Annotated in this window: 17 protein-coding genes; 10 read left to right on the forward strand and 7 right to left on the reverse strand. The window is 63.6% G+C overall.

Annotated elements, in window-relative coordinates:
• Positions 1-24: 24 nt before the first annotated feature.
• The 3 genes from antC to antA all read right to left on the reverse strand — a co-directional run bounded on the left by antC (position 25) and on the right by antA (position 3,045).
• Positions 25-1,047, reverse strand: a complete 1,023-nt coding sequence (antC, locus tag AACY45_RS15415; RefSeq protein WP_339546259.1) for an anthranilate 1,2-dioxygenase electron transfer component AntC — start codon at positions 1,045-1,047, stop codon at positions 25-27.
• Between the two features lie 115 nt (positions 1,048-1,162).
• Complete coding sequence (gene antB, locus AACY45_RS15420) at positions 1,163-1,654, reverse strand: anthranilate 1,2-dioxygenase small subunit (RefSeq protein WP_159993637.1); 492 nt, start codon at positions 1,652-1,654, stop codon at positions 1,163-1,165.
• Between the two features lie 2 nt (positions 1,655-1,656).
• Positions 1,657-3,045: an anthranilate 1,2-dioxygenase large subunit gene (gene antA / locus AACY45_RS15425; RefSeq protein WP_339546260.1), complete on the reverse strand. Its 1,389-nt coding sequence runs from the start codon at positions 3,043-3,045 to the stop codon at positions 1,657-1,659.
• Positions 3,046-3,441: 396 nt separating this feature from the next.
• Here antA and AACY45_RS15430 point away from each other — a divergent pair, with 396 nt between their 5' ends.
• A complete protein-coding gene (locus AACY45_RS15430; RefSeq protein ID WP_339546261.1) occupies positions 3,442-4,455 on the forward strand; it encodes an AraC family transcriptional regulator in 1,014 nt (337 codons plus the stop codon).
• Positions 4,456-4,467: 12 nt separating this feature from the next.
• Here the strand turns inward: AACY45_RS15430 and AACY45_RS15435 are convergent, their stop codons facing one another.
• On the reverse strand, positions 4,468-4,941 hold the full coding sequence (locus tag AACY45_RS15435) for an Lrp/AsnC family transcriptional regulator (protein WP_095171274.1): 474 nt from the start codon (positions 4,939-4,941) through the stop codon (positions 4,468-4,470).
• Between the two features lie 186 nt (positions 4,942-5,127).
• On the opposite strand from AACY45_RS15435, the gene kynU reads away from it, so the two are divergent.
• The gene (gene kynU / locus AACY45_RS15440; protein WP_339546262.1) at positions 5,128-6,378 is read left to right on the forward strand and encodes a kynureninase; all 1,251 of its coding nucleotides are present in this window, start codon (positions 5,128-5,130) and stop codon (positions 6,376-6,378) included.
• Between the two features lie 178 nt (positions 6,379-6,556).
• A complete protein-coding gene (locus AACY45_RS15445) occupies positions 6,557-7,960 on the forward strand; it encodes an amino acid permease (RefSeq protein ID WP_339546263.1) in 1,404 nt (467 codons plus the stop codon).
• Between the two features lie 7 nt (positions 7,961-7,967).
• Here AACY45_RS15445 and AACY45_RS15450 read toward each other — a convergent pair whose 3' ends face one another.
• Positions 7,968-8,852, reverse strand: coding sequence for a LysR substrate-binding domain-containing protein (locus tag AACY45_RS15450; protein ID WP_339546264.1), 885 nt, complete (start codon positions 8,850-8,852; stop codon positions 7,968-7,970).
• Positions 8,853-9,157: 305 nt separating this feature from the next.
• Here AACY45_RS15450 and AACY45_RS15455 point away from each other — a divergent pair, with 305 nt between their 5' ends.
• A complete protein-coding gene (locus tag AACY45_RS15455) occupies positions 9,158-9,922 on the forward strand; it encodes a sulfite exporter TauE/SafE family protein (protein WP_339546265.1) in 765 nt (254 codons plus the stop codon).
• Here AACY45_RS15455 and AACY45_RS15460 read toward each other — a convergent pair.
• Positions 9,912-10,226 (reverse strand): putative quinol monooxygenase, encoded by a 315-nt coding sequence (locus tag AACY45_RS15460; protein WP_339546266.1) that lies wholly within the window; start codon positions 10,224-10,226, stop codon positions 9,912-9,914. The genes AACY45_RS15455 and AACY45_RS15460 overlap by 11 nt on opposite strands.
• A gap of 203 nt (positions 10,227-10,429) precedes the next feature.
• Between AACY45_RS15460 and AACY45_RS15465 the strand changes: the two genes are divergently transcribed.
• The 3 genes from AACY45_RS15465 (at position 10,430) to ggt (ending at position 13,790) form a co-directional block, all read left to right on the forward strand.
• Positions 10,430-11,026 carry an NAD(P)H-dependent oxidoreductase gene (locus AACY45_RS15465; protein ID WP_339546267.1) on the forward strand — a complete coding sequence of 199 codons (597 nt, stop codon included), beginning with the start codon at positions 10,430-10,432 and terminating at the stop codon, positions 11,024-11,026.
• 44 nt (positions 11,027-11,070) lie between these two features.
• Positions 11,071-11,982: a LysR family transcriptional regulator gene (locus AACY45_RS15470; protein WP_339546268.1), complete on the forward strand. Its 912-nt coding sequence runs from the start codon at positions 11,071-11,073 to the stop codon at positions 11,980-11,982.
• Between the two features lie 140 nt (positions 11,983-12,122).
• Positions 12,123-13,790, forward strand: coding sequence for a gamma-glutamyltransferase (ggt, locus tag AACY45_RS15475; RefSeq protein WP_339546269.1), 1,668 nt, complete (start codon positions 12,123-12,125; stop codon positions 13,788-13,790).
• Between the two features lie 97 nt (positions 13,791-13,887).
• Here ggt and gliR read toward each other — a convergent pair whose 3' ends face one another.
• Complete coding sequence (gene gliR, locus AACY45_RS15480; protein ID WP_339546270.1) at positions 13,888-14,916, reverse strand: AraC family transcriptional regulator GliR; 1,029 nt, start codon at positions 14,914-14,916, stop codon at positions 13,888-13,890.
• A gap of 211 nt (positions 14,917-15,127) precedes the next feature.
• On the opposite strand from gliR, the gene AACY45_RS15485 reads away from it, so the two are divergent.
• The 3 genes from AACY45_RS15485 (at position 15,128) to AACY45_RS15495 (ending at position 19,955) form a co-directional block, all read left to right on the forward strand.
• Positions 15,128-16,723 (forward strand): FAD-binding oxidoreductase, encoded by a 1,596-nt coding sequence (locus tag AACY45_RS15485; RefSeq protein ID WP_339546271.1) that lies wholly within the window; start codon positions 15,128-15,130, stop codon positions 16,721-16,723.
• A 4-nt stretch (positions 16,724-16,727) separates the two neighbouring features.
• Entirely contained in the window at positions 16,728-18,311 is a 1,584-nt protein-coding gene (locus AACY45_RS15490) for a glycerol-3-phosphate dehydrogenase/oxidase (protein WP_339546272.1), read from the forward strand.
• Positions 18,312-18,386: 75 nt separating this feature from the next.
• Complete coding sequence (locus AACY45_RS15495; RefSeq protein ID WP_339546273.1) at positions 18,387-19,955, forward strand: FGGY-family carbohydrate kinase; 1,569 nt, start codon at positions 18,387-18,389, stop codon at positions 19,953-19,955.
• Positions 19,956-20,125 lie beyond the last annotated feature (170 nt).

Consider the following 20,125-nt stretch of genomic DNA (forward strand, 5'->3'; position numbering starts at 1 on the left):
TCAATTACCGCCCGTTTGTGAGCGTCAGACGTTGCTTTCGGTGAACTTTTCGTAATAAAGCTGCACCTTTTCCAGGCTTTGCGCCGCCAGCCAGGTCTTGATCGACTCGACCATCGGCGGTGGTCCGCAGACGTACATGTCGGCGGCGCTGTCGCGCCATTGGCTGGCATCGAAGTGCTCGGCGATGTAGCCGCGCTTGCCGGTCCAGGCCGGCGAGGGTTCGCTGACCACCTCGGTGTAGCGAAACCCCGGCAGGCGCTGGGCGTAGGCCTGGATGCGCGCGGCCTCGCACAGGTCGGCCGCATCGCGCACGCCGTAATACAGGTGCACAGGCTGATCACAACCGCGTTCGGCCATTTCGTCGAGCATCCCCAGCAACGCCGACAAGCCAGTACCGCCGGCCACCAGCACCAGCGGCCGGGTGATGTGGCGCAGGTAAAACGCCCCCAGTGGCGCTTCCAGCTCGATCCGGTCGCCGACCTGGCAACGCTGGCGAATGTAGTTGCTCATGGCGCCGTCGGGCAGCAGGCGAATCAGGAACTGCAACTGATTGCTGGCGCTGGGGCGGTTGGCGAACGAATAGGAGCGCTTGCTGCGGGTGCCGGGAATCAGCAGCCGCGCGTATTGCCCCGGGAGGAAATCCAGCAGCGGTGCGCCGGGCTCCAGCGTCAGGTGCAGGATCGCGGTGCTGGCCGAGACCTGGGTCACCTGGCTGACGGTGCCGCTGAGCTGGCCCGGCCCGGGCGCGTTGCACAGGCTGGACGCGAAGTCGAAGTAGAAGGCGGCATCGGACTTCACCCGGGTCTGGCAGGTGAGCATCTTGCGCTGTTGCAGGTCCAGGCTGGAGAGCGCTTCCTCGTCCACATAGTCCTGGCTGTAATCGCCGGATTCACAGCGGCCCTGGCACGTGCCACAGACCCCTTCGCGGCAATCCAGGGGAATCTTGATGCCATTGCGCAGCGCGGCATCGAGCAGTATCTCGTTGGCCTGCACGGGAAAGAACAGGGTCTTGCCGTCGGCAAAGCTGAACGCGACCTTATGGTTCATTCACAACTCCTAAAAATACCGTAGCAGCTGTCGAGCCCCAGCGAGGCTGCGTTGCGTGTCCGCAGGACCGCCCTCGGGGATTGACGTGCCTCGGGGGCTCGGCAGCGGCTACAGGTCACAAGTGGTAGAAGTCGAGCACCGAGTTGATGGTGTCGTTGAGCAGCAGCACGTGCTTGCGGGTGATCAGCCAGCTGTCGTTGTGCGGCGTCAGGCGATAGGTGGCATTGCCGTAGAACTGCTCGGAAGTGGCCAGGCGGTAGAACAGGGTGTGCCAGTTCAGGCGCACTTCCAGTTCGCCCTGAGGCAGCTCGCTGATCCGCACGTTGTTGATCAGGTGCAGGGTGCGGGGCATGGGCGTGGCCGAGGCGGCCTTGCCGGTGCGCAGACGAAACACCCGGTCTTCCAGGCCCGAACGGTTGGCGTAGTAGATCAGCGACATCTCGCGCTTGGGGTCCTGGGTGTAGACGTGCTCGGAGTCCCATTGCGGCAGGTGGAACTCGCTCTGCTCAGCGAACAGCTGGAGGTAGGCGTCCCAGTCCTTGGCATCGCACAACTCGGACTTGCGGTAGAAAAACTGCTCGATCTGATACTGCAATTGCGCATTCATGGTCACACCTCACGCAGCTTCAGGGATTGTTTGTCCAGGCCGTCGAGCAGGAACTTCTGCCAGTTGGCGTGCTGGTTGACGTACAGCCCTTCGTGGGTGAACTCGGTGCCGGTCATGGCCGGGGCGATACCGATGGCTTCGCTGTTGGGCGTGGCGCCGGTGGCCCAGCGATGACTGCCACGGGAGATATCGCTCCAGCGTTCCAGGCGGGCCTGGAAGCCGCGCTGGGCTTCGCGGAACTCCACCAGGTCGTCCGGGGTGCCAAGGCCGGAGACGTTGAAGAAGTCCTCGAACTGGCGAATGCGGTTTTCCCGGTCGGCGTCCGACTCGTTTTTCACCCCCAGGCACTGGCTGATGATCTCGGTCTTGTTCCACGCCACCGGGCGAATGATGCGCAGCTGCGAGCTGATCTGATCGAGGAAAAACAGGCTCGGGTAGACGTTCAGGTTGCGCAGGCGATGCATCATCCATTCGGCCTTTTGCTGACCGTGCTCTTCGATCAGGCGCGGCATGATGGTCGCGTAGCCGGAACGTACCGTCGGGTTGGGCATGTCACTGAACAGCACGCTGTGCCCGTTGTTGAAGGCGAACCAGCCGTCATCGGTGTTGGCATCGCCGGCACCGAGCTTGCTGTAGTCCAGGGTGCTGCCGCCGGCGCTGCCGTTTTCGCTGTTGACCTGCTGGCGATGCTGCACCGTGGCCACGTAGTTATAGTGGACCGTGCTGACGTGGTAGCCATCCAGGCCGTTTTCGTTCTGCAGCTTCCAGTTGCCGTCGTAGGTGTAGGCCGACTTGCCGGGCAGCACTTCCAGTTCGCCGGTGGGCGACTGCGCGACCATCATGTCGAAGAACACCCGGGCGTCACCCAGGAAGTCTTCCAGGCTGTCGCTGCCCTGCACGTCGAGGCTGATGAACACAAACCCCTTGTAGCTCTGGATGCGCGCCTTCTTCAGGCCGCGAGTGGCCTTGTCGAAGCCTTCCGGGTATTCGCCGGGGGCCTTGACCTTGACCAGGCGGCCGTCGCTTTTGTAGCACCAGGCGTGGAACGGGCAGGTGAAGGTGGACTGGTTGCCCTTGCCGACTCGGGTCAGGGTCGTGCCGCGATGCTGGCACGCGTTGATCAGCGCATTGAGTTGGCCGTCGCCGTCGCGGGTGATGATCATCGGTTGGCGCCCGGCACGCATCGTGACGAAGTCGTGGTTATTGGCCAGCTCGCTTTCGTGACAGGCGTAGATCCAGTTCTTCTCGAAGATCAGCTCCATTTCCAGGTCGAACAGCTGCGGCTCGGTGAACATGTCCCGGGCAATGCGAAATACGCCCTCCACCGGACGGAAGTCCAGGCAACCTTGGATAAACGTTTTCCACTGCTCGACGTTTTTCTCGCCACTCATGGGTCTGCCCCTTTTTTTATTCAGGCTAATCGGTGCGCACATTAGAGAGAGCGGGGCGGGGGAGGGTCTATCCGGTTAGTCGACGAAGGCAGTCCACAAAATCCGCGGGCTCGAACATCTGGCGGTGACAGGTAACAGGTGGGCAGCGAATACCCATCGGCCCGCCCCAAACGATGAACGGCTGCCCCAATCGGCAGCATTGAGGTACTGTTTTGCTCAGCGTCGAGGGCTGAACCAGGGCAACTGGCCGGCTCTGCTGCGCCGGGTTATCCGTTTATTCGACGATTGATATCCATCGACTCAGGGAGCGGGTCGAGTGGTCTGGAACTTGCTCCGTCCAAACCAGAGGTGCGCCGTCAGAGCGCACTGAAAAAATATTGCCGTGGGTGCGCCGTGATGAGTAGCAAAGCCGATCCGCAGAGTCGCGATATTCGTATCGATCACTATGACCTTGAAGGGGCCAGGACCTGGATGTCCGGTATCTGTGGCCCCCACCGCCTGGAAACCGCGACCCCGGAGCGGATCCGTTTTCATCACAGTGCCAATGTCTTCAAGTCCATGGCCACCACCCTGGGCACCATCGAGTACGGCACCGACGTGACGGTGGATATCGAAGACGCCGAGCACTTCAGCAGCTACAGCCTCAGCCTGCCGCTGGTGGGTGAGCAGGAACTGCGCAAGAACGGCAGCCTGCTGCGCTCCGATCGCGACCAGGGGGTGATCATTTCACCGAACGAAAACCAGGTGCTGGCGATTTCCGGCGACTGTCGCAAAGTCCAGGTGGTGATCACCCGGGCGGCCATGAGCGAATCCCTGGAAGGCATCCTGCAACGCCCGCTCGACGCCCCGCTGCGCTTCGAGCCGTTGATGGATGCGGTGGACGGCGCGTCGGCGGCGTGGTGGCGCATGGCGCGCTATTTCATTGCCGAGCTTGAGCGCAACAGCTCGCTGTTTGACCAGGTGACCTTCACCCGCGACATCGAAAGCTCGTTGATCAAGGGCCTGATCCTCGCCCAGCCCAACAACTACTCCGAGGAGCTGCGCGGCGTGCTGGGGGTGAAGGTGCCGCACTACCTGGTGCGGGCCAAGCAGTACATCCACGACAACGCCCGCGAAGCCTTGCACCTGGAAGACATCGAGGCCGCGGCGGGGGTGTCGCGGTTCAAGCTGTTCGAGGCGTTTCGCAAGTACTTCGCCCTGTCGCCCATGGCCTACCTGAAAAAACACCGCTTGAACGCGGTGCGCCAGGACCTGCTCGAACAGGGTCAGGCGCGCAACATCTCCGAGGTGGCCATGGCCTGGGGCTTTACCCACATGGGGCGTTTTTCCGCCGAGTACCGCAAGCTGTTCGACGAGTCCCCCAGCGCTACCATGCAGCGTAACGAAGCCCGGCGCATGCGCGGGCTGTGAGCCGTTGCCCGGCTACTTGCGCGCGACCAGGTCCAGCAGGTCGTCGCGCTCCTTGATCTTCTGCAGGACGATTTCCGAACGGATATCGGTGACCCCGGCCGTGCGGTTGAGCTTGTTGACGATGAAATCCGAGAAGTGCTTGAGGTTGCGTGCCTGCACCCGCAGCACGTAGTTGCTGGCGCCAGTGATCACGTAGGCGGTGGCCACTTCCGGCCACGACTGGACCTTCTTGATAAAGGTCTCGTGCCAGTCCTCCGTGTCCTGGCGCAGGGACACATGGACGATGGCCTCGAGCTCCACCCCGAGGCGCTCGGCGCTCAGTTCGGCGCGATACCCGGTGATGATTCCCTCACTCTCCAGCAGGCGCAAACGACGCAGGCAGGCCGAGGGTGACAGGGAGACCTTTTCCGCCAGTTCCTGGTTGCTGATGCGCCCATCCTGCTGCAGGTGATGGAGGATCCGCAGGTCTGTGGAGTCGAGATTCATGGTTTGAATAAATCCGCGTTTTTATCGGTTGGATTCGAATAATCTTCGAGATAACTACTATATGACCTCGCACTTTGCACGAAAATTCTGCAAGGCTTCGTTCATTATTTGCTCATCGTGCAGGTGCGAACCCCCCCGGAAATCGGGGTCCGCCGGCCGCATGCCACTTAAAGAACAGGACCGACAATGACCACAAGAAACGCTTGCCTGGCGCTCGATGCCGAGGACTCCCTGGCCCCTTTGCGTGAACAGTTCGCCCTGCCGGCCGGGGTGATTTACCTCGACGGCAACTCCTTGGGCGCCCGCCCGGTCGCCGCCCTCGAGCGTGCCCAGGCAGTGATTGCCCAGGAGTGGGGCGACGGCCTGATCCGCAGCTGGAACAGCGCCGGCTGGCGTGACCTGCCACAACGCCTGGGCAATCGCCTGGCCAGCCTGATCGGTGCGGGCGACGATGAAGTGGTGGTCACCGACACCACCTCGATCAACCTGTTCAAAGTGCTGGGCGCCGCGCTGAAAGTGCAGGCCGGTCGCGCACCCGAGCGCAAGGTGATCGTCAGCGAGTCGAGCAACTTCCCCACCGACCTGTACATCGCCCAGGGCCTGATGGACCTGCTGCAACAAGGCTACAGCCTGCGCCTGGTGGACAGCCCCGAGGCGCTGGCCCAGGCCATCGACCAGGACGTCGCGGTGGTGCTGCTGACCCACGTCAACTACAAGACCGGCTACATGCACGACATGGCGGCCATGACCGCGCTGATCCACGAATGTGGCGCGCTGGCGATCTGGGACCTGGCTCACTCCGCAGGGGCGGTGCCGGTGGATCTGCGCCAGGCCGATGCCGACTACGCCATCGGCTGCACCTACAAATACCTCAACGGCGGCCCGGGTTCCCAGGCGTTTGCCTGGGTCTCGCCGAAGCTCTGCGACCTGGTCGCGCAGCCGTTGTCGGGCTGGTTCGGCCACGTCCGCCAGTTCGACATGGAGTCCGGCTACGAGCCGAGCAAAGGCATCGCCCGCTACCTGTGCGGCACCCAACCGATCACCTCGCTGGCCATGGTCGAGTGCGGCCTGGACATCTTTGCCCAGACCGACATGCACAGCGTGCGCCGCAAATCCCTGGCCCTGACCGACCTGTTCATCGAGTTGGTCGAGGAACGCTGCGCGGCCCACGACCTGACGCTGATCACCCCGCGTGAGCACGCCAAGCGGGGCAGCCACGTCAGCTTCGAACACCCGCAAGGCTACGCGGTGATTCAGGCACTGATCGCCCGGGGCGTGATCGGCGACTACCGTGAGCCGCGGATCATGCGCTTCGGCTTCACCCCGCTGTACACCCGATTCACCGAGGTGTTCGATGCGGTGCAGATCCTCGGCGAGATCCTCGACCAGAAAACCTGGGCCCAGGCGCAATTCCAGGTGCGCCATAGCGTGACCTGACTCATAGACCACCGAATCCCTGTAGGAGCGAGCTTGCTCGCGATGAACGTAAGCACGACACGTTGAATCAGCTTCACGCGTCATCGTTGACGTCCATCGCGAGCAAGCTCGCTCCTACAGGGCCCCGGTGTCTGATCGACGATGTGCTCTAAAAAAATAATATCCAGAGGACAGACACATGAGCGAAGCCGGCGGCTTTGACACGATTTCCAAGCGCGAACAGGGCCTGCGCCGACAACTGACGTCGGGGCAGATGAGCATGATCGCCATTGGCGGGGCCATCGGTACCGGGTTGTTCATGGGCAGCGCCTACGCCATCGGCTATGCCGGGCCGAGCGTGCTGCTGAGCTACGCGATCGGCGCGATCATCACCTTGCTGCTGATGGGCTGCCTGGCGGAAATGACCGTGGCCCATTCCACGTCCGGTTCGTTCGGCGCCTATGCCGAGTTCTACGTCAGCCCGCTGGCCGGGTTCCTGGTGCGGTACGCCTATTGGGCGGCGATTGTGCTGGCGGTCGGCACGGAAGTGACGGCGGTGGCGATGTACATGAAATACTGGTTCGCCCACGTGCCCGAGTGGATCTGGATCGTGTCCTTTTCCAGCGTGCTGATCGTGCTCAATGCCATCAGCGTGAAAACCTTCGGCACCTTCGAATACTGGTTCTCGACCATCAAGATCGGCGCAATCGTCGGCTTCATCATCCTTGCGGTGTACGTGGTGTTCGGCTCCGGCAACCCGGAGTACGGGGTGCAGCATTACACCGCCCATGGCGGCTTTTTCCCCAATGGCCTGCAGGGCATGTGGGTGGCGGTGATCGTGTCGATCTTCAGCTACCTGAGCGTGGAAATGATCGCGGTAGCCGCCGGCGAGGCCGAGGACCCGGAGCGGGCGGTGAAAAAAGCCTTTCGCGCGACCATCGTGCGCCTGGTGGTGTTCTACCTGCTGACCCTGGCCCTGATGCTGGCGATCGTGCCGTGGGTCCAGGCCGGGCAGGCGCAGAGCCCGTTCGTCACCGTGATGCAGACCATCGGCATTCCCGGGGCGACCGGGGTGATGAACTTCGTGATCCTGATTGCCGCGTTGTCGGCGATGAACAGTCAGTTGTACATCACCACGCGGATGATGTTCAGCCTGTCCCGTGGCGGTTACGCGCCCAAGGCAATGGGCGCGCTGAGCAAGAGCGGGATCCCGCTCAACGCCCTGCTGCTGTCCAGTTCGGGCATTGCCCTGGCGACGCTGCTGAACCTGATGTACCCGGAAAGTTCGTTCACCCTGATGATGGCGATCTCGATGTTCGGGGCGATTTTCACCTGGTTCATGATCTTCCTCACCCACTACTGCTTCCGTCGTTATCACCAGCGCCACGGTGAGAAAAAACGGTCCTTTCGCATGCGCTTTTTTCCCTACAGCACCCTGTTGGGATTGGTGCTGATGGGCGCGGTGATGATCACCACCTACTTCACCGACGCGTTCAAGATGACCCTGGTGTTCGGCGTGCCGTTCCTGCTGATCCTATCGGCGGTGTATGGGCTGTTCTTCAGAAAGCCCAAGCCGTCCACCGCCACGCTCGAAAGCGCCTAAGCCCCCATCAATCGGCGGATAGCGCGTCGAGCAAGGCACCCGCATACCGCGGCAAGGCCTCGAACGAGCGGGCGCACAGCAGCAGTGTGCGCTGCGCCCAGTGCTCATCCAGGGCGCAGCATTTCAAACCCTGCCCGGCGGCAAATCGCTGCACCGCCGCCTGCGGCACAATCGCCAGTCCTGCGCCGTGGGCGACCATGCGCAGCACCCCGTCAAACCCCTCGGCACGGATGCGCATCGCCATGCGTTGCCCGCTGTGCAACGCCTGTTCCTCCAGATAGATCGCCAGCGCATTGTGGGCATTGAGCCCAACGTACTCATGGGCCAGGGTCTGGCCGAAGCTCGGTGCCCGAGTGCCGGCGAGAGGGTGGTCGTGGGGCATGATCAGCACCAGCGGATCGTCACGAAACGGTCGGGTGTCCAGGCCCGATGTGTCCACCGCATCGGACACAATGCCCAACTCGGCCGTGCCTTGATGCAGGGCGTGGGTGATGCGCAGGCTTGGCAGCTCTTGCAGGTCGATGTCGAGGTTGGGGTGGGCGCGCAGAAAGTCCGCCAGCAACTCGGGCAGGTACTCGGTGATCGCCGTGGTGTTGCACAGCAAACGCACCTGGCCTTTGACGCCCTTGGCATATTCACCCAGGTCCTGTTGCAGGTGTTCGGCCTGTTGCAGCATCAGCCGCGCATGTTGCGCCAGGGCCTTGCCGGCCGGCGTCGGGCTGACACCCCGGCGCCCGCGCTGGAAAAACGCGATGCCCGCCGAAGCTTCCATCGCCCGGATACGTGCACTCGCCGCCGCCAGTGACAAATGACTGCAAGCGGCACCAGCGGTGATATTGCCGGCATCGAGGATGTTCAAGTACAGCCGCAGATCAACCAGATCGAAATGCATGGGTGGGACACCCTGTAGGAGCGAGCTTGCTCGCGATGGACGTCAACGATAACGCGTGTTTCCTGAATAAACGCGGCGCTCTCAGGTTTTTCGCGAGCAGGCCGCAAGCGGGCGCCGCAAGCGGGCGCCGCAAGCGGGCGCCCGCTCCTACAAAATGACAATGGGCACACCCACGATACTGTAGGAGCGAGCTTGCTCGCGATGACGGCATCAGCCGCGATGAAATCTCTGACTCTGTTAAAACAAGAGGCAGCCTCAGTATATGGCAGATTTTCACAAGCCCGCGAACACGCCACGATAAGCCCATGAACACACTTCTGGCGTTTTACCAAAACCTCGGTCTGGTCCTTTCATTGCTGGTGATCGTGACCTTCCTGATGGCCGGTATGATCAAGGGCGTGATCGGCCTTGGCCTGCCGACCATCGCCATGGGCTTGTTGGGCCTGGCTATGGCGCCGGCGCAGGCTGCAGCATTGCTGATCATCCCCGCGACCCTGACCAACCTCTGGCAACTGGCGTTCGGCGGGCACCTGCGCGCGCTGGTGCGGCGGTTGTGGCCGATGCTGTTGGCGATTTTTCTTGGCACCGGCGCAGGCACCCTGTGGCTGGGGATCGACGGCGGGCCGTGGGTAGTGCGGGCGTTGGGTGGCGCGTTGTTGCTCTACGCCCTGAGCGGATTGCGGCTACCGGCCTTGCGGGTCGGCAGGGACCACGAGCGTTGGCTCGGCCCGCTGTGTGGCGTGTTGACCGGGGGCATCACGGCGGCCACCGGGGTCTTTGTGATTCCGGCGGTGCCGTACCTGCAAGCGCTGGGGTTGGGTAAGGATCAACTGGTGCAGGCGCTGGGTCTGTCATTCAGTGTCTCGACCCTGGCCCTGGCCGCCGCCCTGCTGTGGCGCGGCGCACTCGGCGGCGGTGAGCTGAGTGCGTCGCTGCTGGCACTGATTCCCGCGGTGCTCGGCATGTGGCTGGGGCAATGGCTGCGCCAGCGGATCAGCGCCGTGCTGTTCAAGCGGGCATTTTTCATCGGCCTGGGCTTGCTCGGCACTCACCTGCTGGTCAGCGGCTAGCGGATGACGGGCTGAGCATGTCGATCGGGCGGATCTCGAAATCGCGCTCCAGGTAATCCATGCGCCTGGCGAAAAATGCCTGCATGTGCGGCAGGTTCGAGTGCCGGTCCAGATCAGCCTGGGACGCCCAGATCTCGTAGAAGATGAACAACGTCGGGTCCTGCTGGTCGCGCAGCATGTGGTACTCGATGCAGCCCGGCTCCGCGCGGCTGGGTTCGACGTAGGCGCGGAACAGCGCTGCAAAGGCCTCGGCCTGCTCCGGGCGGGTTTTGGCGTGCAGGATAAAACCCTGTTGCGGGTTCATGGTGAACTCCTCTTGGATAAAGGAGGAGAATTTTACGGCAACAATCAGCTGGTCATTCGTGCGTATGAGTCAAATGTATTTTGCCGCAACAGGGCTTATTCAGCAGAGGGGTGCTCTATAACCTGCCGTCATCGAATCAAACCTTACTGATCCCGCCACCTGTTCCAGGCAGCGGTGGATCAACCCCAGATGACGAGGCTTGCATGAAAAAAGTTCTGTTGCTCAACGGTGGTAAACAATTCGCCCACTCCGACGGTCGCTACAACACCACCCTGCATGAAGCGGCGATGAGCGTGCTGGATCGGGGCGGCATCGACATCAAGGTGACCCACATCGACGAGGGTTACGACATCGCTGAAGAAGTCGCGAAGTTCCTCTGGGCCGATGTGATCATCTACCAGATGCCCGGCTGGTGGATGGGCGCGCCCTGGACCGTGAAAAAGTACATCGACGAAGTCTTCACCCAAGGCCATGGCAGCCTCTACGCCAGTGACGGTCGTACCCGTTCCGACGCCTCGCAGAAGTACGGCAGTGGCGGCCTGATCCACGGCAAGCAGTACATGCTGTCGCTGACCTGGAACGCCCCGCAACAGGCGTTCGACGACCCCACTGACTTCTTCGAAGCCAAGGGCGTGGACGCGGTGTACTTCCCGTTCCACAAGGCCAATCAGTTCCTGGGCATGAGCGGCTTGCCGACCTTCCTTTGCGTCGACGTGATGAAGCGTCCGAACATCGAAGCCGACGTGGTCCGTTACACCCAGCACCTGCAGTCCGTGTTCAACTTGCCGGCCGCTGCATGAGCTAGTATCGGCAGCCAGAAGCGCTGCCGAGAACGAGGACACACGTGAAAGCCAGATCCGATGAGTTGCAGATTTTTGTCTGCGTGATCGAGTGCGGTTCGATTTCCGCGGCGGCCGAGCAGGTCGGGCAAACGCCGTCGGCGGTCAGCCGCACGCTGTCGCGCCTGGAGGCCAAGCTCGACACCACGCTGATCAATCGCACCACGCGGCGCATGGACCTGACCGAAGAGGGCAAGTACTTCTTCGAGCAGGCCAAGCGCATCCTCTATCAGATGGAGGAGCTGGAAGAACGCTTGTCGTCACGCCACCGCACGCCGTCCGGGCGCCTGCGGATCAACGCGGCGTCACCTTTCATGCTGCACGCCATCGTGCCCTACATCGATGAGTTCCGCCGGCTGTACCCGGACATCCAGCTGGAGCTCAATAGCAACGACCTGATCATCGACCTGCTGGAACAGAGCACCGACATTGCCATCCGCATCGGTGCCCTGGCCGACTCGACCCTGCACGCGCGTTCGCTGGGCTGCAGTCCGCTGCACATCCTCGCCAGCCCCGCCTACCTGGAACGCCACGGTACCCCGACCACCGTGGCCGAACTGGCCGGGCACACGCTGCTGGGGTTCACCCAGACCGAAACCCTCAACCACTGGCCACTGCGCCATGTGCACGGCGACCGTTGGCAGATCGAACCGGGCATCAGCGCGTCCAGCGGCGAAACCCTGCGGCACCTGGCGCTGGAAGGGCAGGGCATTGCCTGCCTGTCGCACTTCATGACCATCGCCGACCTCAAGGCCGGCCGCCTCAAGCTGCTGCTGGCCGAAGCCAACAGCGGCTACCGCCAGCCGATCAACGCGGTGTACTACCGCAACTCGCAACTGGCCCTGCGCATCCAGTGTTTCCTGGACTTCATCCAGGGCAAGCTGGCGGGCTACGCCAACGAGGTGTTCGACGGCTGATTCGCCCCTCCAGAGTCTGCCCGTGCAACCCATCACAAAACGGCTACCTGCAGGTGGCCGTTGGCGTTTTGGGATTGCTCAACACCCGCGCCAGGGCCTATGGTTCCTCCTGTCTCAATAACAAGAAAAGGATGGATCTCATGCGTTATGTTTTGTTCAAGTCCCTGACGCTCGCCGTGGCGATTGCGGCCAGTTCGTCATCATTCGCGGCGCTGCTGGAAGGGGGCGCCGTGGCGGCGCCGAACCAGTATGGCGCCGACGTCGCCGCACAGATTCTGAAGAAGGGCGGCAACGCGGTCGACGCCGCGGTCGCCACCGCCTTTACCCTGGCCGTGACTTACCCGGAGGCCGGCAATATCGGCGGTGGCGGGTTCATGACCCTGTTCATCGACGGTAAGCCGTACTTCCTCGACTACCGCGAAACCGCCCCCAAGGCGGCGACCCGCGACATGTACCTGGACGACAAGGGCGAGGTCATCGAGAACCTCAGCCTGGTAGGCTCCCGCGCCGCCGGCGTGCCGGGCACGGTGATGGGTCTGTGGGAGGCGCACCAGAAGTTCGGCAAGCTGCCCTGGGGCGAACTGATCACCCCGGCCATCGGTTACGCCAAGACCGGCTTCAAGGTCGCCGACAAGCAGTACCAGTACCGCGAAGATGCGCTGAAGCTGTTCAACGGCACCACCAACTTCGCCGACTACTTCGGCAGCATGAAACCCGGCGAGACCTTCCGCCAGCCGGAGCTGGCCGCGACCCTGGAACGCATCGCCGACAAGGGCGCCAACGAGTTCTATCAAGGCCAGACCGCCGACCTGCTGGTCGCCCAGATGAAGGCCGACAAGGGCCTGATCACCAAGGAAGATTTGCACGACTACAAGGTCAACTGGCGCGAACCGCTGACCGTCAACTGGCGGGGCAACACCCTGTACACCGCGCCGCCACCGAGCTCTGGCGGCATTGCCCTGGCGCAACTGATCGCCATCAAGGAAGACCGCGCCGCGGACTTCAAGGACGTCGAGCTGAACTCGGCGAAGTACATTCACCTGCTCGCCGAGATCGAAAAACGGGTGTTCGCCGATCGCGCCGACTACCTGGGTGACCCGGCGTTTTCCGATGTGCCAGTCAAGCAACTGACCGACCCGGCCTACCTGAAAAAACGCGCGGCGGAGGTCAACCCTACGGCCATCTCGCCGACCGAAAAAGTCCGTCCGGGCCTGGAACCCCACCAGACCACGCACTTCTCCATCGTCGATGCCGACGGCAACGCGGTGAGCAACACCTACACCCTCAACTGGGACTACGGCAGCGGCGTAGTGGTCAAGGGCGCGGGGTTCCTGCTCAACGATGAAATGGACGACTTCAGCTCCAAGCCCGGCGTGGCCAACGCCTTTGGTGTGGTCGGCGGCGACGCCAATGCCATCGCCCCGGGCAAGCGCATGCTGTCGTCGATGAGCCCCAGCCTGGTGACCCGCGATGGCAAGGTCACCCTGGTCCTGGGCACCCCGGGCGGTTCGCGGATTTTCACCTCGATCTTCCAGGTGCTGAACAACCTCTATGACTACAACCTGCCGCTGGAAAAAGCCGTGGCCGCGCAACGCGTCCATCACCAGTTGCTGCCCAAGGACACTATCTACTACGACGCCTACGCGCCGCTGACCGGCAAGGTCGCCGACGAGTTGAAAGCCATGGGCTACACCCTGGAAGACCAGGGCTGGGAGATGGGCGACATCCAGGCCATTCGTATCAACGGCAACCAACTGGAAACCGCCTCCGACCCACGGGGGCGTGGGGTGGGCAGTGTTGTGAAATAACCTGGCGTACCCCGGCGGCTATACAGCCGCCGGGGTACTGTGTGAATTTCCCCTGTAGCAGCTGCCGAGCCCGCGAGGCTGCGTCGCCGCTTTCGACTCAGACCCCATCCGCCTCACGGTGCATCTGCCTAAACTCGCCGGGGGGCATGCCGCGTCGGCTTTTGAAGGTGCGGTGGAAGGAGCGTGGTTCGGTGAAGCCCAGGTACTGGGCGATGTCCTGGATCGGCAGGGTGCTGTGCAGCAGGTAGTGCTCGGCCAGTTCCTGGCGCAGGTCATCGAGGATCTGTTGGTACGAGGTGCCGGCCTGGTGCAACTGGCGTTGCAGGGTCCGTACCGAGATGGCGAACTGTTCGGCCACCTGTTCCTTGCGCGGCAGGCCTTCCTTGAGCAGTTGGCGCAGGATGTTTTTCACCCGTTGTTCCAGCGAGGCGTCTTCCAGCGTGGCCATCAGGCCCAGGGCGTGTTCTTCCAGGGTGCGCAGCAATTGTGCGTCGGCCTGGCGCAACGGCAGTTGCAGGTAGGGCAGGGGCACGATCAGCGCTGAATAGGGCTGGCCGAACAGTACCGGGCAGTCGAAGAACTGCTGGTAGGCCGCCGGGTCGGTGTCGCTTGGCAGGGCATGTTCGAACCACACTGCGGCAGGCGGCAGGTGGGTGTCGGCGATCCAGCGCGCATATTGCAGCCACGAGCCCAGCACGTTTTCCACCAGGTGGCGGCGGATGCGGGGGCGCTGGTGGCGGCAGTTCCAGATCAGGTGCACGTGCTCGCCCTGCAGTTCGGCGCGGCTGACGCCCATGTCGCCCACCAGCTTTTCGAACGGCATGATGCGATTCATGGCGTCGCCCAGGGTCGCGCAGTTCATGGTGATGTAGCCCAGCACGCTCCAGGAATTGGGCAACACGAAGCGCGCTGAATTAAGGCCGAACAACGGGTCGCCGGAGTGTTCGCAGAAGTAATCCAGCAGCCGTTCATGGGCCTCGCCCGGCAACCGCAGGCTGTTGTCGCTCAACTGCTCGGCCTGCAACCCGGCCGCCGCCAGCGCCGGTTCGATGGCCAGACCCAGCTGTTCGGCATGGCGCACGTACTTGAGCAGCGGGGGCAGCGAGGTGTAGCCGAGGGATTGCATGATCGGGGTCCTTTGATCGAGGCAGACTGGCGCGGGTCAAGACCCTGAAAGGTAATTTGAAAGCACAGCTAAAGTAAATGCCTGGAGCCGGGTTCGCGGCTTGGCTCAATTGGCTACTCGCGCTGGCCGGATGCGACCGTGACAGGCGCGGGGGGGTGGCTAGTATAGGCGCCTGAACTGTCACTTATAAGAACCGCAAAAGGACACACGCATGCGACGCTGGAACGGCTGGGGGGATGCAACCACGGTGGTCGAATTGCCGGCCCAGGGCGCGGGGTTTCTCGCCGCACGGGTGGGCACCGGACGGGCATTGCCCGACGCGACACTGGAAACAGCCCTGGCCCGGGTCCCGGCTTCGCGCCTGGCGGAGCACCCGCTGTACAGCGTGCAGGCCCATGACCGGTTGATGCATGCCCGTGGCCAGAGCTTGCCGGACTGGCTGGCGCTGCGTGAGGGGGCATTGGGCCTCTACCCCGACGGGGTGGCCTTCCCGCAGAGCGCCGAACAGATCCGCGAGTTGCTGGCGCTGGCCCAGGAGCGTGACCTGTGCCTGATCCCCTACGGTGGCGGGACCTCGGTGGCCGGGCACATCAACCCCCCGGTCTCCAGCCGCCCGGTGCTGACCGTGTCCCTGGCCCACATGAACCGCTTGCTCGACCTCGACGAGCAGAGCCTGCTGGCCACCTTTGGCCCAGGCGCCAGCGGGCCGCAAGTGGAAAGTCAGTTGCGTGCCCGGGGCTACACCCTTGGGCATTTTCCGCAGTCGTGGGAGCTGTCGACCCTCGGCGGCTGGGTGGCGAGTCGATCCAGCGGCCAGCAGTCGCTGCGTTATGGGCGGATCGAGCAACTGTTTGCCGGTGGCACCCTGGAAACCTTCGCCGGCCCGCTGCAGATCGCCACCTTTCCGGCCTCGGCCGCCGGCCCCGACCTGCGTGAGGTGGTGCTGGGGTGTGAGGGGCGGTTCGGGATCATTTCCGAGGTCAAAGTGCGGATCAGCCCGCTGCCGGCCGACGAGCGTTTTTATGGTGTGTTCCTGCCCAATTGGAGCCAGGCCCTGCAAGCCATCCGCCAGTTGGCCCAGGCCCGCGTGCCCCTGTCGATGCTGCGCCTGTCCAATGCCGTGGAGACCGAAACCCAACTGGCCCTGGCTGGCCACCCGCAACAGATCGCCTGGCTGGAAAAGTACCTGGCCCTGCGCGGTGCCGCTGCCGGCAAATGCCTGCTGACCTTCGGCGTGACCGGCAACCGGCGGCAGAACGCGCTGTCCCTGAGCCAGGCGCGACAGCACCTGAAAGCCTTTGGCGGGGTGTTCACCGGGACCTTGCTGGGCAAGAAGTGGGCCCAGAACCGTTTCCGTTTTCCTTATCTGCGCGAGAACCTGTGGAACGCCGGCTACGTGGTGGACACCCTGGAAACCGCCACCGATTGGAGCAATGTCGACAACCTGCTCAATCGCATCGAAAACAGCCTGCGCGATGGTCTGGCGGCCGAAGGCGAGCAGGTGCATGTGTTTACCCACCTGTCCCATGTCTATGGCGAAGGGTCGAGCATCTACACCACCTACGTGTTCCGCCCGGCGGTCAATTACCCGGCCACCCTGGCGCGCTGGCAGGCGCTCAAGCACGCGGCCAGCCAGACCATCGTCGAGCACCACGGCACCATCAGCCACCAGCACGGCGTGGGCAAGGATCATGCCCCGTACCTGTTGCGCGAGAAGGGCGCGCTGGCCATGGACACCCTGCAGGCGCTGAGCCAACACTTCGATCCGGCCGGGCGTCTGAACCCCGGCACCCTGCTGCAGGAGTGACGGCATGAGCCAGGACTGGAATGCCGCGTGGCGCCAGCAGGTACTGCCGACCCTGGCGCAACAAAGCTGGGACCTGATCGTCATCGGCGGCGGCATCAGCGGGGCCGGGATCCTGCGCGAAGCGGCCCGCCGCGGTTGGCGTTGCCTGCTGCTGGAGCAGCGCGACTTTGCCTGGGGCACTTCCAGCCGCTCCTCGAAGATGGTCCATGGCGGCTTGCGCTACATCGCCAAGGGCCAGTGGCGCCTGACCCGCGACTCGGTCCACGAGCGCCAGCGCCTGCTCGACGAAGCGCCGGGGCTGGTGGAGCCCATGAGCTTCATGATGCCGCACTACCGTGGCGGGTTTCCCGGACCACGGCTGTTCGGCGGGCTGTTGACGGTGTACGACGCCCTGGCCGGGCGGCGCAATCATCGCTTTCATGACGCCCAGCAACTGCGCTACCTGGCTCCCGGACTCAAGGAAGACCAGTTGCTGGGGGGCACCTGTTTTGTCGATGCGCTGACCGACGATGCGCGCCTGGTGATGCGGGTGCTGGCGGAAGCGCGGGCCGATGGCGCGCTGGCGTTCAATGGCGTGCGAGTCGAGCAACTGCTGCGCGAAGACGGTCGGGTCTGCGGGGTGCAGGTCGTGGACAGCGAGGGCGGCGAGCCGTTGCAGTTGCGCTGTCGCACGCTGGCGGTGGCCACCGGGGCCTGGGCCGAGCGCCTGCGGCCCCGTGATGCCCCGGCGCAGTTGCGTCCGTTGCGCGGCAGTCATCTGTTGCTGCCGGGCTGGCGTCTGCCAGTGGCCCAGGCCTTGACCTTCCTGCATGCGCGGGATCGTCGGCCGGTGTTTGTGTTCCCCTGGGAGGGCGCCACGGTGGTGGGCACCACGGACCTCGATCATCAGGACGATCTGGACCAGAGCGCGAGCATCAGCAGCGAAGAACTCGAGTACCTGCTGGCCGCCTGTGCCCAGCAGTTTCCCCAGGCCGAGGTGGTGGCGGACGATGTGCTGTCGACCTGGTCGGGGGTGCGTCCGGTGGTGGGTGGCGCCCGTGGTGAGCAAGCGGGCAAGCCGTCCAATGAAACCCGCGAGCACGTGCTGTGGCTCGAACCGGGCTGCGTGACCCTGGCCGGCGGCAAACTGACCACATTCCGCCCCCAGGCTCTGGAGGTGCTCAAGGCCTGCGGGCAGATGCTCGGGCGTGAGGTCAGCGATGACGGCGCGCCGGTGTTTGCCAGCGTGCCGCAGTTGCCGATCCCGGGACTCAGCGCCAGCCAGTGGCGGCGCCTGGCCGGACGCCATGGCCGCGACTTGCCACGCCTGGCGCGGTTGCTGGAGCAACTGGGCTGCGCCAGTGTCGGCGCCAGCGACACCCTGTGGGCGGAACTGGCATTCGCCTGCGACGCGGAACTGATCCTGCACCTGGATGACCTGTTGCTGCGCCGCACCCGCATTGGCCTGTTGCTGGCCCGGGGGGCGGCGGACTATCTGCCGGCCATTCGCCGGCTGTGCCAGCCCCGCCTGGGCTGGGACGATGCCCGTTGGCAGGCGGAAGAACAGCGTTATCGGGCCTTGTGGCAACGCCATCACGGTCTGCCATGAAGCCTGCGTCACGGTTGTTGCGGGGCATCAGTTGCCAACGATGTGTAGATATCAGTGCCCATTCAAGAGAGCTCCATGGATAACCACAAGAATAAGCGCTACCTGCTGGCAATCGACAATGGCACCCAGAGCGTGCGCGCGTTGCTGTTCGACCTGCAGGGCAATCTGTTGGGCAAGGGCAAGGTCGAGCTGCAGGCCTACTACTCCAGCCAGCCCGGCTGGGCCGAGCAGGACCCGGACTACTACTGGGCCAAACTGGGCGAGGCCTGCCAGTTGTTGTGGCAGCAGACCGGCGTCGACCGCACACAGATCGCCGGGGTGTCACTGACCACCCAGCGCGGCACCCTGATCAACGTCGATGCCCAGGGCCGGGCCCTGCGCCCGGCGATCCTCTGGCTCGACCAGCGCCAGACTGAAGTCGAAGGCGGGATCAAGGGGCCCTGGGGCTGGCTGTTCAAACTGGTCGGCGCCCAGGCCACCGTGGACTACTTTCGGGCCCAGGCCGAAGCCAACTGGATCGCCCGGCATCAACCCCAGGTGTGGGCGGCGACTGACAAGTTCCTGCTGCTCTCGGGCTTTCTCACCCATCGCCTGTGCGGACGATTCGTCGACTCAGTAGGCTGCTGCGTCGGCTACCTGCCGTTCGACTTCAAGCGCCTGCGCTGGGCTGCACCTTCGGACTGGAAATGGCAGGCGCTGGCGGTCCGTCCCGAACAGTTGCCGAGCCTGCTCAAGCCCGGGGAAACCCTGGGCCACATCAGTGCCGAGGCCAGCCGGCACACCGGAATTCCCGAAGGCGTGCCGCTGATCGCCGCCGGTGCCGACAAAGCCTGCGAAGTGCTGGGCGCCGGTGTGGTCGACCCGGCCACGGTGTGCCTGTCCTACGGCACCACGGCCACCATCACCACCACCCGTTCGCGCTACCTGGAAATCGTCCCGTTGATTCCGCCGTACCCCGCGGCGGTGCCGGACCAGTACAACTGCGAAGTGATGATCTACCGCGGCTACTGGATGGTCAGTTGGTTCAAGAATGAGTTCGGCCTGCGGGAAATGCAGCAGGCCAAGGAGCAGGGGCTGGAGCCGGAGCAATTGTTCGACGCCCTGGTCAATGCGGTGCCGCCCGGCTCCATGGGCCTGATGCTGCAACCCTACTGGTCGCCGGGCATCCGCGAGCCGGGGGTGGAGGCCAAGGGCGCGATGATCGGCTTTGGCGACGTGCACACCCGGGCGCACATTTATCGGGCGATCCTCGAAGGCCTGGCCTATGCCTTGCGCCAGGGCAAGGAGAACCTCGAGCGGCGTTCCAAACAGCCGATCCAGCGTTTGCGGGTGGCCGGTGGCGGGTCGCAGAGCGATGCGGCGATGCAACTCACGGCGGACATTTTTGGCCTGCCGGCCGAGCGCCCGCATGTCTATGAAGCCTCCGGGCTGGGGGCGGCGATTTGCTGCGCAGTGGGCCTTGGTCTGCATGCCGACTTCCCCGCGGCGATCGCGTCCATGACCCGGGTCGGCACGGTGTTTTATCCACAGCCCGAGGCGCAGCAGATCTATGAGCGGTTGTACAAGGAGGTCTACCTGCGCATGTACCGCCAGCTCAAACCGCTGTACCAGAGCATCCGCCAGATCACCGGCTATCCCGCCTGATTTTTCGTAAGCTGCGGATTTTGCATAGCGCCGCCATGGTTGGTTTTTTTGATCTTGGTTTTGGGGGTTTATCCATTGCTGCGGTGATGGCGGCTATTGGTTCCGCCCTTACGGCGGGTCACTTTTTCAAACGCCAAAAAGTAACCAAAAGGCTTTGCCCCAGGCGTACG

Source organism: Pseudomonas sp. RA_35y_Pfl2_P32 (genome assembly GCF_963970735.1).
Taxonomy (GTDB): Bacteria; Pseudomonadota; Gammaproteobacteria; order Pseudomonadales; family Pseudomonadaceae; genus Aquipseudomonas.

What these genes read in the sequence shown, in the direction of transcription:
- AACY45_RS15455 (WP_339546265.1), top strand. Translation starts at nt 9,158, where the DNA reads ATGAACACACTTCTGGCGTTTTACCAAAACCTCGGTCTGGTCCTTTCA.
- AACY45_RS15430 (WP_339546261.1), top strand. Translation starts at nt 3,442, where the DNA reads ATGAGTAGCAAAGCCGATCCGCAGAGTCGCGATATTCGTATCGATCAC.
- ggt (WP_339546269.1), top strand. Translation starts at nt 12,123, where the DNA reads ATGCGTTATGTTTTGTTCAAGTCCCTGACGCTCGCCGTGGCGATTGCG.
- AACY45_RS15435 (WP_095171274.1), bottom strand. Translation starts at nt 4,941, where the DNA reads ATGAATCTCGACTCCACAGACCTGCGGATCCTCCATCACCTGCAGCAG.
- AACY45_RS15465 (WP_339546267.1), top strand. Translation starts at nt 10,430, where the DNA reads ATGAAAAAAGTTCTGTTGCTCAACGGTGGTAAACAATTCGCCCACTCC.
- kynU (WP_339546262.1), top strand. Translation starts at nt 5,128, where the DNA reads ATGACCACAAGAAACGCTTGCCTGGCGCTCGATGCCGAGGACTCCCTG.
- antB (WP_159993637.1), bottom strand. Translation starts at nt 1,654, where the DNA reads ATGAATGCGCAATTGCAGTATCAGATCGAGCAGTTTTTCTACCGCAAG.
- AACY45_RS15495 (WP_339546273.1), top strand. Translation starts at nt 18,387, where the DNA reads ATGGATAACCACAAGAATAAGCGCTACCTGCTGGCAATCGACAATGGC.
- gliR (WP_339546270.1), bottom strand. Translation starts at nt 14,916, where the DNA reads ATGCAATCCCTCGGCTACACCTCGCTGCCCCCGCTGCTCAAGTACGTG.
- AACY45_RS15490 (WP_339546272.1), top strand. Translation starts at nt 16,728, where the DNA reads ATGAGCCAGGACTGGAATGCCGCGTGGCGCCAGCAGGTACTGCCGACC.
- AACY45_RS15445 (WP_339546263.1), top strand. Translation starts at nt 6,557, where the DNA reads ATGAGCGAAGCCGGCGGCTTTGACACGATTTCCAAGCGCGAACAGGGC.
- AACY45_RS15485 (WP_339546271.1), top strand. Translation starts at nt 15,128, where the DNA reads ATGCGACGCTGGAACGGCTGGGGGGATGCAACCACGGTGGTCGAATTG.
- antC (WP_339546259.1), bottom strand. Translation starts at nt 1,047, where the DNA reads ATGAACCATAAGGTCGCGTTCAGCTTTGCCGACGGCAAGACCCTGTTC.
- AACY45_RS15450 (WP_339546264.1), bottom strand. Translation starts at nt 8,852, where the DNA reads ATGCATTTCGATCTGGTTGATCTGCGGCTGTACTTGAACATCCTCGAT.
- antA (WP_339546260.1), bottom strand. Translation starts at nt 3,045, where the DNA reads ATGAGTGGCGAGAAAAACGTCGAGCAGTGGAAAACGTTTATCCAAGGT.
- AACY45_RS15460 (WP_339546266.1), bottom strand. Translation starts at nt 10,226, where the DNA reads ATGAACCCGCAACAGGGTTTTATCCTGCACGCCAAAACCCGCCCGGAG.